Source organism: Georgenia daeguensis (genome assembly GCF_039537705.1).
In the GTDB taxonomy this organism is placed as follows: Bacteria; Actinomycetota; Actinomycetes; order Actinomycetales; family Actinomycetaceae; genus Georgenia; species Georgenia daeguensis.
In genome coordinates, this window is the sequence record NZ_BAABBA010000002.1 from 248,116 (window position 1) to 261,520 (window position 13,405).

Annotated in this window: 10 protein-coding genes; 4 read left to right on the forward strand and 6 right to left on the reverse strand. The window is 74.7% G+C overall.

Annotation, left to right across the window (positions count from 1 at the left end):
* Nucleotides 1–5: 5 nt before the first annotated feature.
* A complete protein-coding gene (locus ABD774_RS02870; RefSeq protein WP_345037420.1) occupies nucleotides 6–1,118 on the reverse strand; it encodes a GNAT family N-acetyltransferase in 1,113 nt (370 codons plus the stop codon).
* Nucleotides 1,119–1,390: 272 nt separating this feature from the next.
* Between ABD774_RS02870 and ABD774_RS02875 the strand changes: the two genes are divergently transcribed.
* Together ABD774_RS02875 and ABD774_RS02880 are read left to right on the forward strand one after the other, a co-directional pair.
* The gene (locus ABD774_RS02875; RefSeq protein ID WP_345037422.1) at nucleotides 1,391–2,824 is read left to right on the forward strand and encodes a glycosyltransferase family 2 protein; all 1,434 of its coding nucleotides are present in this window, start codon (nucleotides 1,391–1,393) and stop codon (nucleotides 2,822–2,824) included.
* Nucleotides 2,821–4,095, forward strand: a complete 1,275-nt coding sequence (locus tag ABD774_RS02880) for a pectate lyase family protein (RefSeq protein ID WP_345037424.1) — start codon at nucleotides 2,821–2,823, stop codon at nucleotides 4,093–4,095. Before ABD774_RS02875 ends, ABD774_RS02880 begins: the two co-directional genes overlap by 4 nt.
* 3 nt (nucleotides 4,096–4,098) lie before the next feature.
* Here the strand turns inward: ABD774_RS02880 and ABD774_RS02885 are convergent, their stop codons facing one another.
* On the reverse strand, nucleotides 4,099–4,911 hold the full coding sequence (locus ABD774_RS02885) for a polysaccharide deacetylase family protein (protein ID WP_345037426.1): 813 nt from the start codon (nucleotides 4,909–4,911) through the stop codon (nucleotides 4,099–4,101).
* Nucleotides 4,908–6,179 (reverse strand): glycosyltransferase family 2 protein, encoded by a 1,272-nt coding sequence (locus ABD774_RS02890; protein ID WP_345037429.1) that lies wholly within the window; start codon nucleotides 6,177–6,179, stop codon nucleotides 4,908–4,910. Before ABD774_RS02890 ends, ABD774_RS02885 begins: the two co-directional genes overlap by 4 nt.
* A 280-nt stretch (nucleotides 6,180–6,459) precedes the next feature.
* Between ABD774_RS02890 and ABD774_RS02895 the strand changes: the two genes are divergently transcribed.
* Both ABD774_RS02895 and ABD774_RS02900 read left to right on the forward strand, forming a co-directional pair.
* Complete coding sequence (locus ABD774_RS02895; protein ID WP_345037431.1) at nucleotides 6,460–8,385, forward strand: hypothetical protein; 1,926 nt, start codon at nucleotides 6,460–6,462, stop codon at nucleotides 8,383–8,385.
* Complete coding sequence (locus ABD774_RS02900; RefSeq protein WP_345037433.1) at nucleotides 8,382–8,774, forward strand: hypothetical protein; 393 nt, start codon at nucleotides 8,382–8,384, stop codon at nucleotides 8,772–8,774. Before ABD774_RS02895 ends, ABD774_RS02900 begins: the two co-directional genes overlap by 4 nt.
* On the opposite strand, the gene ABD774_RS02905 is transcribed toward ABD774_RS02900, so the two are convergent.
* The 3 genes from ABD774_RS02905 to ABD774_RS02915 are packed head-to-tail and all read right to left on the reverse strand — an operon-like array spanning nucleotide 8,767 to nucleotide 13,350.
* Nucleotides 8,767–10,572 carry an aminoglycoside phosphotransferase family protein gene (locus tag ABD774_RS02905; protein ID WP_345037435.1) on the reverse strand — a complete coding sequence of 602 codons (1,806 nt, stop codon included), beginning with the start codon at nucleotides 10,570–10,572 and terminating at the stop codon, nucleotides 8,767–8,769. The genes ABD774_RS02900 and ABD774_RS02905 overlap by 8 nt on opposite strands.
* The gene (locus tag ABD774_RS02910) at nucleotides 10,569–12,077 is read right to left on the reverse strand and encodes an oligosaccharide flippase family protein (protein WP_345037437.1); all 1,509 of its coding nucleotides are present in this window, start codon (nucleotides 12,075–12,077) and stop codon (nucleotides 10,569–10,571) included. Before ABD774_RS02910 ends, ABD774_RS02905 begins: the two co-directional genes overlap by 4 nt.
* Nucleotides 12,078–12,087: 10 nt before the next feature.
* A complete protein-coding gene (locus tag ABD774_RS02915; RefSeq protein ID WP_345037440.1) occupies nucleotides 12,088–13,350 on the reverse strand; it encodes a hypothetical protein in 1,263 nt (420 codons plus the stop codon).
* Nucleotides 13,351–13,405 lie beyond the last annotated feature (55 nt).

The following is a 13,405-nucleotide window of genomic DNA, read 5'->3' on the forward strand; positions in this document are numbered from 1 at the left end:
CGTGGCTACCGGCTGTCCCCCGGGCGGGCGGCGATCCGTTCGCGGACGCTGCCCGCCCGGATGAGGGCCTTCCGGGCGAGCCTCCGCAGCCGGGCGGACCCGAGCACCACGGCCGTCAGCCGCTCCGCCGGCCAGTGCCGGGCCGTGTGCGCCGCGTGGCTCACACGGTCGCGCGCGACCGCCCCGCTCACGAGGGCGATCCCGGCGTTGCTCAGCCGGTCCTTGTACGGCTCGTCGCCCTTCCCGAGGTCCAGGACGTCCGCGCCGTGCTCGGCCATCGCCTCCGCCAGCTCCAGGCAGAGCAGGAGCCCGGGCGAGTAGGGCCCGAACCGCGGGTCGTAGACAGGGAACCACCACGCCACGGTCCGGCGGGACTGCAGGCCCAGGTGGGCCGCCACCACGGCATCGCCCGCGTAGAGGACCGTGAGGGGCGCACCGAAGTCGGGGTCGCGCACGTCGAGCAGGTCGTGCACGAGGACCCGGTTGGCGGGGTCGGCAAATCGGTCCCTCCGTCCCGTCCTGCGGTACTGGTCGGACTTCCAGGTCAGCACCTGGTCGAGCAGGGCATGGTCCCGGACGTCGAAGACCAGCCGGACGTCGCCGTGCTCGCGCGCCAGCTTCCGGCGCTTGCGCGCGTTCGTCTGGAAGAGCGACTTCGACGACGACTGCTTGTCGCGGACGTAGGCCTCGTAGCCGCCGGAGAGGTCCAGGGCGGGCGAGACCTCCCTGACGTACCGCGCGTGCCCGGTCCGCAGCCAGGGCTCCTGGGCCGCGAGGAGGTGGTCGAACTCGAGCACGCGCAGCCCGCCCGCGCGCATGACCGAGGCCAGGTCGACGTCGAGCGTCTCGCGCGCGACGAGCCCCTGGACGTCGGACAGTCCCTTCGCCAGAGCCGCGCCGCGGCCGAGCCGGGCTCGCTCGAACGGCAGGTACCCGACCTCGCCCGCCGAGTCGGTCAGCACCGCGACCCGCGTCCGGTCGCGCACCCTGGCCACCGCTGCCGCGAACTGCGGGCTCAAGAACGGGCTGTCGAGGGCGGGGCTGCTCGCCTGCACCGCCGTCCACCTCGCGACGTCGGCGTCCGCGAGCTCGTCGGGACGGACGATGTCCACCGGCATGCTGACCTGACTCTCGGGATGGCCGCGCGCGTCCTCGCGCGTCCGGGCGCGGCCGGCGGCTGGTCCGGGCGCCGTCGGCCCGGGGGCTTCGAATCTAGCCCAGCCCCGTCCCGTCCCGTGCCCCTTCGGCCCGGCCGACGGGAGCGACCGCCGTCGCCCGTCCCGCTGGACCGGCCGGCCGAACCGGCGGAGACGGCGCCGGTCCAAGCGGCACCGCTCGAGCGCCCGCCGACGTTATGCTCAGGCCCCGCTCGCACGTCCAGGGAGATGTGTTGACACACCGTGACGCATTGCTGCGGCGCCTGGTCCTCAGCGTCCCGCCCCCCGCACCTGCCGCTCGGCGGCGGACGCGGGTGGCCGACGTCGAGCTCTCCGCGCCGCGGGTCGTCCTCGACGCGGACGGCTGGACCGACGCCCGCGTCCTCGCACGCCTCCACGGTCAGCCCGTCGCCGAGATCGACCTCGACCTGGGAGACGGTCCTGTGACCACCAGGGACGTCGAGCAGCGGGTGCTCGACCGCGGCGACGGCGTGCTCGAGGACCACCTGAGGCGCGACGGGATCGACCGGCCAGGGCAGGAACCCCCCGCCGGCGCGGCGCGGCACCGGTGCCTCGAGGCGCTCCTGCCGACCACGCCGCGGCCCGCTGTCTCCGTGGTGATCCCCACCCGGAACAGGGCGGGCCTGCTCGCCACCTGCCTGGACTCCGTGCTGGCCGTGCGGTATCCCGACCTCGAGGTCCTGGTGGTGGACAACGCCCCGGCAGATGACTCGACGCGGGCCACCGTCCACGAGCGGTTCGGCAATGACGCCCGTGTGCGCTACGTGCGGCTGGACCGCGCAGGCGCCTCGCACGCGCGCAACGTGGGAGCCCGGCTGGCCCGGGGCGAGATCGTCGCCTTCACCGACGACGACGCCCTCGTGGACGAGCTGTGGGTGGCCGCCCTCGTCGCCGGGTTCGCGGACGACCCGAGCATCGTCTGCGTGACCGGTCTGACGCTCGCCGGGTCCCTGGAGACGCCGGCGGCGCAGGCCTTCGAGGCGTACGGAGGGATGGGCCTCGGGCTGCGGCCGCGGCTCTACGACCGCGACGAGCACCGTGGGGACACCCTCCTGTACCCGTACACGGCGGGCGTGTTCGGCGCGTCGAACAACGTGGCCTTCCGCCGTGAGGACTTCCTCGCCCGCGGCGGCTTCGACGTCACGATTGGTCCGGGTACGGCCGTCTTCGGGGCAGAGGACCTCGACCTCTTCCTCGCGGTCGTGCTGAGCGGCGACCGCATCGCCTACGAGCCCGCGGCAACGGTCCGTCACGAGCACCGGGCCGACTTCGCCGACCTGTACTGGCAGGTCTTCACCTACTCGGCCGGGTTCACCGCCCTGCTCACGAAGTGGGCGCTCGCGGACCGGCGGGTGGCCGTGGACCTCGCCCGGCGGGTGCCGCGCATCCTGCCGGCGGCCCTGCTGGCCTCCCACCGCGGCGGGTCGGAGGCCGGCGTTGGCCAGTACCCCGCTCAGCTCCGCTGGCTCGAGCGCGCCGGGTACCTCTACGGGCCGCTCGCCTACCTGCGCAGCCGGGTGGATCTCCTGCGCGGCCGGACCGCCGGGTCCGCCCAGGCAGGCAGCGCGGTCGAGCCCGTTCCGGTCCTGCGCGACCCGGCCGCGGCAGGCGGGCTTCCCGGGGCCCTGTCGGGGGATCTGCGGTGAACCGCGACGGGGCGCAGACTCCTCCCCCTGACGCCGCCGTCCCCGCCCCCGCCGGTCGGCGACGCGGACGGCTCACCCGCCGGGACGTCGTCGTCGCCCTCGCCGCGGGCGTGGCGGGGGTCGGAGGATCCGCGGTGGCGACGCAGTACACCGCCGCGTCCGCCAGCGGCGGGCCCCGCGCCCCGATCCCTCTCGTGGCCGCGTCGGACGCGTCCGACGCCGTGCGCAAGATCGCCGACTACCGCTGTGACGGCAAGGACGATCAGGAGGAGATCAACGACGCGATCACCTCCTGCGGCAGCGCGGGGGGAACCGTCCTGCTCTCCCCCGGGCGGTTCGCGATCTCGGGCGCGGTCCGCCTACGCAGCCTCGTCGCCCTGGTGGGCTCCGGACGGGCCACGGTGCTCCGGGCGACCGGCACGTGGCCCGACGGCCGGGGCGGCACGCCCGGGGCCGTCGTCGAGCTCGCCGACGGCGTCACCCACCGCACCGCCCTGCGGCACCTGACCGTCGACGGCAACAAGGACGAGGCCACCTGCAAGGGCCTGCTGTACGAGCTCGACAGCTACCCGAACGACCGGCCCGGCGGTCCCGACCCGACCTTCGTCGTCGACGACGTCCACGTGGTCGACACCGCGTCCGTCGGCGTCCACCTCACCGGTGGGACCAACCGCTCGGGCATCGTGAGCCGCGTCCGGGTGTACGGGGCGGGCGGCACCCACCCGGCCGAGGGTTTCCTCGTGGAGGCCTACGACGCCCTCGTGGTGCAGTCGGAGTCCGGCGCCGCCTCCGGCGACGGTTTTCGGGTCGTGGGAGCGAACAACCGATTCTCGGACTGCAAGAGCTGGTACTCCCGCCGCAACGGGTTCAACGTCGACGGCGTGCGGAACCTCCTCACTGCGTGCGAGGCGCAGGACAACGCCCGGCACGGGTTCCTCGTCTCGACCGGCCCGAACACCCTGACCGGCTGCCACGCCGACTCCAACAGCCGGCCCGAGGCGCACCCCGGCCCGGACAGCGAGGTCAACAACCGCTTCGACGGCTTTCACCTGCCGTTCAGCGAGGCGGTCCAGATCGTCGGGTGCCAGTCCTTCGACAGGCGTGAGGGCGGGACCGCCAGCCAACGTCACGGCTTCTTCGTGGGAGCCGGCTCGCGGGACTGCCAGATCATCGGCATCGCCCGGCACAACGCGACCAGCAGCGTGGGGGGCGAAGGCGTGACCGCGGCCGGGATGAACGTGGTCGTCACGGGGGACGGCAAGCGGCCGTAGCGGCTAGAGGCGCTCGACCCGCACCTCAGGACGTCCACGCGTCCGGACGAGCCGGGCCGCCCGCCAGGCGGCCGCACGCACGCGTCCGCCCCGCCCGGCCCGCGGCAGAGCGCCGCCGAGCCCCCGCTCCAGGAAGCTCACACCCTGCCCGGACGTCAGCATGATCCGCGCGAGGGCGAAGAGATCATCGTCGAGGTGGCTGATCCTGTTGCGCACGGCGCACGCCGAGGTGAAGCCGGCCTCGCGCACGAGGCGCCGGGTGGTGGCCCGGTGGTAGCCGTGCGGGTAGGCGAAGGAGACCACCGCGGTCCCGACGATCTGCTCGAGGCGGTCCCTGCACCGGTGAAGCTCGGCGCGGACCCGCGCGGCGGGCAGGAGGTCCAGCTGAGAGTGCTCGTGCCCGTGGCCGCCCATCTCCACACCTGCGGCGGCCGCCTCGGCGATCTGGTTCGCGGACATGGCGAGGCGTCCCCCCAGGGTGCGGGGCGCCGTCGACCACGTCGCGGCGGTGGTGACGAACATCGTGCTTGCGTGCCCGAACGACCGGAGCACCGGCAGCGCGTGGTCGAAGAAGTCTGCGAGGCCGTCGTCGAACGTGATCACCAGGGGACGCGGCGGCAGGGTGCGCCGCCCGGCCCGCAGCTCGGTGAGCTGCCTGACCGTCAGGGTGGTGTACCCCTGGTCCGCGATCCAGGACATGTGGTCGCGAAACATAGGCAGCGGCAGCGTGTAGGGCCCGAGGGGTCCCGAGGTGTCCTCGCCGACCCCGTGGTAGAGCAGGACGGGGACGGGAGGTGCTGACCCGTCGGTGCTCACGCCCGGGCCGCCCGATCGGCCGCGGAGACACTCCGGCGGCTCGCCACGTAGCTGACGGGCCCACGCAGGAGACCGAGCCGCTCGTCGCGGACGAGCTGGCGCGGGTAGTCCGCGCGGATGTTGCGGTTCTTCTCGGACCGCGGGCTGATGAGGTGCAGGACCCCGGCAGGCACCCGCCGCAGGAGGTCTGCCGCGACCCCCGGGTGTGCCGCGATCATGGAAGCGAGGTAGGCCCCCAGGCCGACGCCGTACCCCTGGGCCATCCGCCGCAGCGCCGCGTAGTCGCTGTGGTGGTGGTGATGGACGACGGCGTCGGGCTGGTAGACCAGCGTCTCGCCCTCGAGGAGCGTCCGGGTGAATGCTGCGAGGTCGTCCCCGCCGCGGGCCTTCGTCCCCGCCCCGAGCGCCGGGTCGAAACCCCCGACCCGCTCGAGCAGTGCGCGGTCGAAAGCCATGTTCGCGCCCGAGCCCAGACGCCCCGGCGAGAACGGGAAGAGCGGGTCTCCCGCCGGCGGCCGGTCCAGGGAGTAGACGCGGCGCTCGAAGCCGCGCGCGAACCCCCCGTACTGCTCGACCCAGGACTGCGCGCGGGTCCTCAGCTCCGCGGGAAGGATGAGGCCGGTGACGCAGCCCGCGCCCTCGTCGGCGAACGCCTCGCACAGCGCCGCGGTCCAGTAACGGTCCGCGACGACGTCGTCGTCGGTGATCGCGACGACGCTCCCGGAGACGTGCGCCAGGCCGGCGTTGTGGGCGCGGGCGAGCCCGGCGACGTCCTCCCGGACGTACCGCACGGACCGGCCGGCGAACTCGGCGGCGACCATCCGCTCCGTGGCGTCCGTCGACCTGGCGTTGTCGACGACGACGATCTCCAGCGCCGGGTGGTCCTGGTCCAGCAGGGAGTCGAGGCACCGGCGCAGCAGGTCGGGCCGGTCGTGCGTCGCGACGACGACGGAGACCGGCGGCGCGGCGGAGAGCCGCTCCCGCCGCTGCCGCACGCACGACGGCTCGCCGTCCGGGGACGGCCCGTCGCAGCCGAACCGGGCCACGTGCCGGGCCACCGCCTCGGCGTGGCGCGCCAGCAGCCGGCCCCGGTGGTCCTCCACGGTCTCCCCCGGGCCGAGGTCGAGGCTGACGACGTCCACCGGCCGGCTGTGCACGCGGACCAGGACCAGGACGGGCCCGGGGCCCTCCACAGGCTGCGGCATCTGTGCGGTCGCAAGGATGTCGATCTCCCCCACCCGGACGGGGACCCAGTCGAGCTCTTCCATGTCACCTCCGTCGGCGGTGCGCCCCGGTCAGGCGCGGCCGCGGCAAGATCGGCCCGGCGCCTCGCCGGGCGCCGCCCGGTCGTCCGAGTCTACGAATCCGTCTCCGGCACGACCGGGGTTTCCGGCACCGATCCGCTGCGCGAATCCCCGTGCAGGCCGCACCGGAGGACCGATACTGGATCTCTGCCGCTGGCTGCGGCGGGCACGGTCGCGCGCCGGGCAGGCACGCGGCCGGCCCGGCGCGGTCCGCACGCTCGCCGTACGGAAGGGCGCGGAGCCTGTGACGTTCGAACTGCTTGCCGAGAAGGGGGCACCTCCCCCGCAACCCGGCACCCAGCCGCCGAGCCCCGCCTCCCGACGACTGCTCCTTCGTGCGGTCCTCGGTGGCCTGTGCGCGGCAGTCCTGATGCTCTGGTACGTCTCGATCGGTCGGATCGACGTCGACGCCATCGCAGACACGGGTCTCGTGTCCGTGCTCCCGGTGACGTTCTTCATCGCGCTCGCGCTGCTCAGCGTGAGCTTCTTCGTGTGCGTGCGCCGCCGGGCTGGCACCGGCTGGCACGCCGTCCATGTCGGCCTGCTCGTGCTCGTCCTGCACGGCACGGTGCCCGTCGTCTACGACGTCCCGCGCTTCGCCTACGTCTACAAGCACCTCGGCGTGGTGGACCTGGTCAGCCGGTACGGCACGGTGGATCGCACGATCGACGCCTACAACAACTGGCCCGGCTTCTTCCTCCTCAACGCGCTGTTCCGGGAGGCCTCCGGCCTCCCCAGCTCCGTCGGCTACGCGGCCTGGGCCCCGGTGTTCTTCAACCTGCTCTGGGTGTTCCTGCTGCTGGCGGCCTACCGGTGCCTGGTGGGCGACGGCGCCGCCCGGTGGATGGCGGTGTGGGTATTCCTCTGCGGCAGCTGGGTCGGCCAGGACTACCTGGCGCCGCAGGCGCTGGGCTTCGCGCTATACCTCGCGATCGTCGCCCTCGCCCTCGCTTACCTCCCCGCCCGTGCCGGACCCGCCCTGCACCGGCGGACGGGCAGGCTCGGCGACGGCCTGAGCGGCCTCGCCGCACGGCTGCCCGGCGCCGACCGCACGCCGCAGCCGCCGGCACGCCCCCCGGCGCGGGTGTGGGACGGACGCGCCCGTCTCGTGGTCGCGGTCCTGCTCATCCTCTTCGGGGCCGTCGTGGCCTCCCACCAGCTCAGCCCGCTGCTCATCCTCGCGGCGGTCGTGGTCGTCGTCGTGGTCGCGAGGCGGCGGCCCTGGTGGTTGCCGCTCGTCATGGCGGCGATGGTGGTGGCGTGGTTCGGGCTCGTCGCGGGCGATTTCCTCCTGGCCAACTCCGGCCTGGTCGGCGACGTGGGACAGCGTCCGGACGAGGCCATCAGTGAGGGGCTCTCGGACCTGACGACCGCCCCCGGGCAGGTGCGGGTCGCGATCGTCTCCCGCGTGCTCAGCGGTCTTGTCTGGCTGCTGGGCACCGTGGGCCTGGTGCTCCGTCTCCGCGCGGGGCACCGGGACTGGACGGTGGTCGGCCTCGCGCTGGCGCCGCTGGTCTTCATCGTCGCCGTGTCCTACGGCGGCGAGATGCTCTTCCGTGTCTACCTCTTCTCCCTGCCGTGGGTCGCGCTGCTCGCGGGGGTCGCGCTCGCCGCCCTTTCGACGCGCAGCGTCGCCGGGGTCACGGCCTGGGGGCGCGCGGTCGTGACACCGCTCCTGCTCCTGGTCCTGGCCTGCGGCCTGGTGGTGGCCGGCTACGGCCTGGAGAAGGTCAACCGGATACGCGCCGACGAGGTCGCCGCGTCCACCTGGTTCTACGACAACGTGCCCGACGCCTCCCTCATGATGCTGATGGTGGGCAACTTCCCCTCCCGGCTGGAGGGCAACTACGGCCGGTTCCAGACCAACAGCCTGCTGGTCGAGGAGCCCCGGTACCGCAACCACACCTTCACGGCCGCGGACGTGCCACGCCTGGTGCGGATCCTGGAGGCGTACACCCGCTTCTCCATGGAGGTCCGCGACGTGCCCGAGGCGGACGCCTACTTCGTCCTGAGCTCGAGCCAGGCCGACTACGCGGACCTGTACCGGCTGGCGACGCCGGAGCAGGTCGACTCGCTCGAGGCCGTCCTGGCCTCGTCCCCGCTCTTCGAGGTCGTGTACTCGGGGCCGGACGCACGCATCTACCGGCTCCAGAGGGTGGTGGAGCCGTGATCGGCCGAGTGGTGGACGTGCTGCGACGGGACCGCCGGTTCGTCGTCGCGGCCGCCCTCGTGGCCGGGGCCCTGGCGGACGTCCTGGCCGCGGCGGGAGCCGGGGGGCCCGCACGGCCGGTCGCCGTGCTCGTCTTCCTCGTCCTGGGCCCGGGTCTCGCGGTGACCGGCTTCGTACGGTTCGACGACGTTCTGTCCGAGCTCGTCGTCGCGGTGCCCCTCAGCCTCGCGATCGGTGTTCTGGTGAGCACCGCGATGAGCTTCGCCCGGGCGTGGGACACGGACGTCGCGCTCCTCGCCCTCACGCTTGCCGCCCTCGCGGCGACTGCGGTGCAGGCCCGGAGGCACCGGGCGAGCAGACCGGCGACGGGGCGCGCTCCGCTCAGGTGAGCAGCCGCCCGAACCGGTCGACGGCGTGCCGCCACAGCGCCAGGTCGCGGTCCGCCTCGAACGCCGCCGCCAGCCCGCCGTCCGAGACCGGCGTCGACGCCTCCGGCGACCGCGGTCCTCCCGGCCCGAGCCTGCGCAGCAGTCCGGCCGAGGAGCGTGCCCAGGTCGCCAGGATCAGCGCCGGCCACCACGAGTCGTCCAGCCCGCGCTCACGGGCGTAGCGCTGCAGCCACGGACGGGCCCACGCCCGGGGGCCGGTGAACGCGTCGTCGAACGCGCGTAGCTGGCCTGGCCGTTCGAACGTGCCGTGCAGCGACTCCGCCGCGTACTGGAGGAAGAAGCACAGGTCGTGGCCCGGGAGCCCGTACGGCTCCGCGCGCTCCCAGTCGACGGCACCGAGGCCGTGCGCGCCGAGCACGAGGTTGGGGTGGCCGAGGTCGCCGTGCTCGAAGACCAGGGGCAGGTCGGCTCCACGCAGCGCCTCGAGGTGCGCGAGAGTCTCGTCCACCAGGCGCGGGACGCCCGCGAGCGCGACGTTGGCGGCGACGTCGGTCAGCGGCTGCTCGACGAGGCGGGCGAACCACGTGGGGTCCTGGCCGGTCGTGCCGGTGGTCGGCATGGCGGCGAGCAGCCCGAGCGCCTGCTCGATCGTCTCGCGGGGTGTCGAGCGGACCGCCTCGGGCCCGACGGCCGCACCCACCACGGCCGACTCCAGCAGGTACGGGCGCCCCTCGAGCACGAGGTCCCGCACCGCCGGGGCGCGTCCGGCCAGGGCGTCGGTCCGCCGTGCGAGGTCGCGCAGCACGCCTGCCTCGTGGCGGATCCCGCCCACGTCCCACGGTCGCCGCGGGAGCTTCGCCACGGCGACCGGGACGGCGGTGGCGGGGTCGAGGTAGAGGCACACGACGTGGCGCGAGGCCTCGAACCACGGTGTGACGAGGAACCTCGCGGCGCCGCCGAGGCGCGCCTCGACGGCTTCGGGCAGGACGGAGGGCCCGCTGCGCACCCCGTCCGGTGGGGGGCGCCGTCGCGCGGGAGTCCCGTCACCGGCCCGGGTGACGATGGTGACGTGCCGGGCGAGGAGGTGCGCGAGCCCCGTCCGGTTCAGCGCCCGTGCCACCAGCGACTTCGCGGCCCCGAACCGGACACCCTGGTGACGGCGCAGCACGGCGTCGACGGCGGTGCGCCCGTCCAGCGCCACGACGTAGGAGCACCGGCGCGCGTCGGGCGCGTGCCAGTAGCAGGCTGCCACCTCCAGCCCCGCGGCCCGTGCCCGCCGCGTCCAGGTGCCGGCCGCGCCGCGCGTGACGGCGAGCAGACCGGCGAGCGGACGCGCAACGGGTCCGGCGAGCGTACCGGCGCCGGCCCGCGCCCGCAGCGATGGCCAGGCCGGGTCGTGGGCGCCCCGCCCCACACGCAGGAGGATCCAGCCGTCGGGCCGCAGGGCAGCCGCCGCGAGGTCCAGGGCGTCGGCCCGGTCCTCGGACACCACCACCACGTCCAGGTCGGACGACGCGGCCGCCGCCTGCCCGCAGGAGCCGGGCACCGCCGGCCCGGACGACCCGGCCGCGTCACCCGCCGCACCCGGACCGTCGGACGGCCCGCGCCCGGGGCCGAGCGCGGCGCCCGTCAGACTCACGACCCGGACGCCGGCCTCGAGCAGCACCTCGATCTCCCCGGGAGCGGGCGGCCCGACGAACCCGACACGGTCGACCGGCTCGGGCAGGAGGAACCGCCAGTCCGCCGTCGGCCAGAGCATGAGCGGCGCCAGGCCGGTCATCGGGGCGTCGCCGCTCATCCGAGCAGCCTGCGCAGGACGGGCACCTTGCGGACCTCCGGGAACGCGTCGGCGAGGCGGAGGACGCCACGGGTCTGCCGGAGCACCACCAGCCAGACGAGAGCCACCAGCGGCAGCGCCACCCACAGGCTGAGGTCGAGCAGCGCGCCCAGCGCGGCCAGCGCGAGCACGACCGCGAACAGGGAGGCGAGCACCGTGGCGTGCTGCCGGTTCCACACGCCGATACCCAGTCCCGCGAGGCCCGCCTGCTTGAGCACGTTGTGCACCACGAGGGTCAGGAGCACCGCCACCGCCGCGCCGACCGCCTCGTACCGCGGGGCGAGGACGGCTACCGCGATCCCGGCGCACACCAGGGTGACCACGCTCGTGAGCAGGACCCACCGGCTCCTGCCGAGGATCTGCACGGTGAGGCCGTTGAAGCCGAGGGCGGCGTTGAGGTAGTAGCCGGCCGAGAGGATGACGAGCACGCTCGCCGAGGTGGCGTACCGCTCCCCGAGGACGAAGGCGATGAACGGGCCGGCGAACGCCGTCGTCACCGCCACGACCGGGAACGTCAGCACGGCGACCCAGAGCGCGGACTGCCAGTACAGGCCCGCCATCTCCTCCCCCGCCCGCCGGGCCGCGAGCCGGGACAGCGCCGGCGTGAACAGGGTGGTGAACGCGTAGAGGGCCACCAGGTTCAGCGCCGCGAAGGGCTGGACGGCGCGGAAGGTCGCGACCTCTTCGGGGCCGGCGCTCTGCCCGAGCACCACGGCGGCGAGCTCGGTGGTGGCCACGGCGACCAGCGTCGTGAGCAGCATCGGGCCGCAGAAGCCGGCGACCTCGCGCCACGGCAGGACCAGCTCGCGGGGTCGGAAGTGAGAGGCCAGGCCGATGCGGCGGAACATCCGGCGCAGCAGGACGAGGTAGAGCGCGAGCCCGACGGCGGCCGCCGCGACGTAGCCTGCGGCGAGGAAGGTGGGGCCGCGGTCGCCCGTCACCAGGAGCACCACCACGGCCAGCCGCAGCAGCGGCTCGAGAACGTAGCGCCGCAGGAAGACGGACCAGGGCGAGGCGAAGACGGCGAACATCTCGACGACGACGATGTCGACCGCCTGCACCGGCGCCAGGACGATGAGCACGGCGAGCAGCGCCACCGCCTGCTGCGACGGGGCGACGGCGCCGATCGGTCCCGTCAGCGCCCACGTCGCAGCCACCGCGGCGGTCCCGAGGCCGAGGATGACGACCGCCTCCACCGCCATGAACCCGAAGAGCCGCGGGTAGTCGCGGCGCTCGTCGTAGAGCGCCAGGAAGCGGGCGTTGGCGCGGTCGAGCCCCAGGGGCAGGAGCGACTGCGCCAGCAGCACCACGGACAGCGCCCACGCGAACGCGCCGTAGTCCTCCTTCGTCAGGTTCCTGACGGTGAGCACCTGCACGAGGAAGCCGACCGCGAGGGCGAGCACCTGGCCGACGAGGAGGACGCTCGACCCGCGGACCTGCCCGCCGGTCCCGGCGGCCGTCACCACCCGGGGCACCTCATCGCCGCTCGTGGCCGACCAGCCGCTGCAGGTCCGACCAGAGCAGGGCGTTGACCTCCCGGACCACCTGCTCGAGAGGCTGGGTGGCGTCGACCGTGACGAGCTGGGGGAACCGCCCGTCGAGCGAGCGGTAGTACGCCCGGCGACGCTCGAGCTCGTCCGGCGTGAGCTCACCCTTTCTCGCGAACACCACCTCGGCGGGCGCGTCGAGGAAGACGAGCCGGTCGGGGTCGGGCGCGGTGCGCAGGACCAGGGCGGCCGTCACCCGGCCCTTCCAGTCCAGATCGGGCGACGGGAGCACGGCGTCGATCACGTGCCGGTCCAGGAGCACGACGCGTCCCAGGGCACGGTGGTAGCGCGCGCGCAGCGCGGTCGTGGTCAGCCGGCCCAGGCGCAGGAGGAGCCGGGCGCCGAGGACGTGGCGCAGCGCGTGGTCGGCGGCGGACTCGCGCCAGACCCCCAGGTACAGCGACACGGTGGGCCACGGAACGTCCGCGAGCAGGCGCGCGGCCACGGTGGACTTGCCGGCGCCGTCCAGCCCGAGCAGCGCGAGCGACACCCCGGGCGCGGGGGCGGTGCGTCGCCTCACCCAGCTCACCGCGTGCCGCGCGGCCACCGCCGGTCCCTCCGCCCGACGCCACGCCGAGCGCAGCTCGCGCTGCGCCGTGCGCACCCGTTCCCAGTCCACCTGCCGGCTGGCCTCCAGGACGGTCTCGAGCCCGTCCTCGCCGCCGGGCAGCAGCCGGGCGACGTGCCGCGCCGCCGGCCCCTCCGGAGGACCGGGCGGCGGGGCCCCGAGCCGCGGCGCCGCCTCTGGACCCTTGAGGGCCAGGTGGAGGAACCGCAGCCAGAAGTCGTCCTGGGGGTGCAGGCGGGCCGGACCGTCCCCGGTGCGCTCACGCCGTGCGAGGCACGGCCCGGCGAGCTCGGTGCGGTAGGCCTGGGAGGGGCCGAGATCGAGGCGGGTGACGACGTCCAGCTCGTGCCAGGTTCCTGACGCCTCGTCGTAGCGGACGTAGAACCGGTGCGTGCCGTGCCCCGCCGCCGGGGCGGCCAGCCACCCGTGCCGGGCCAGGAGCCGCCGGGCCCGCTGTTCGTCGGCCGGCGCGACCAGCACGTCGACGTCGCCGCCGGGCCGTCCGGGCGCTCCGCGCAGCACCGCGAGGGCGACGCCGGCCGCCTCCAGCGCGTCGAGCGCCTCGACCGCGGCGCCGCCGGCCGCGGGCGGGCGCCGTGCGGGTTCCTCGAGTGCCGTGGCCATGCGGTGTCTCCTCGCTGAGGGCGCGACTGAGCGTGCCGATCACGGTAGCGCGGCG

Bases quoted from the DNA above. Each gene is read 5' to 3' on its own strand.
- ABD774_RS02870 (WP_345037420.1), bottom strand. From the start codon at position 1,118: ATGCCGGTGGACATCGTCCGTCCCGACGAGCTCGCGGACGCCGACGTC.
- ABD774_RS02890 (WP_345037429.1), bottom strand. From the start codon at position 6,179: ATGGAAGAGCTCGACTGGGTCCCCGTCCGGGTGGGGGAGATCGACATC.
- ABD774_RS02905 (WP_345037435.1), bottom strand. From the start codon at position 10,572: ATGAGCGGCGACGCCCCGATGACCGGCCTGGCGCCGCTCATGCTCTGG.
- ABD774_RS02915 (WP_345037440.1), bottom strand. From the start codon at position 13,350: ATGGCCACGGCACTCGAGGAACCCGCACGGCGCCCGCCCGCGGCCGGC.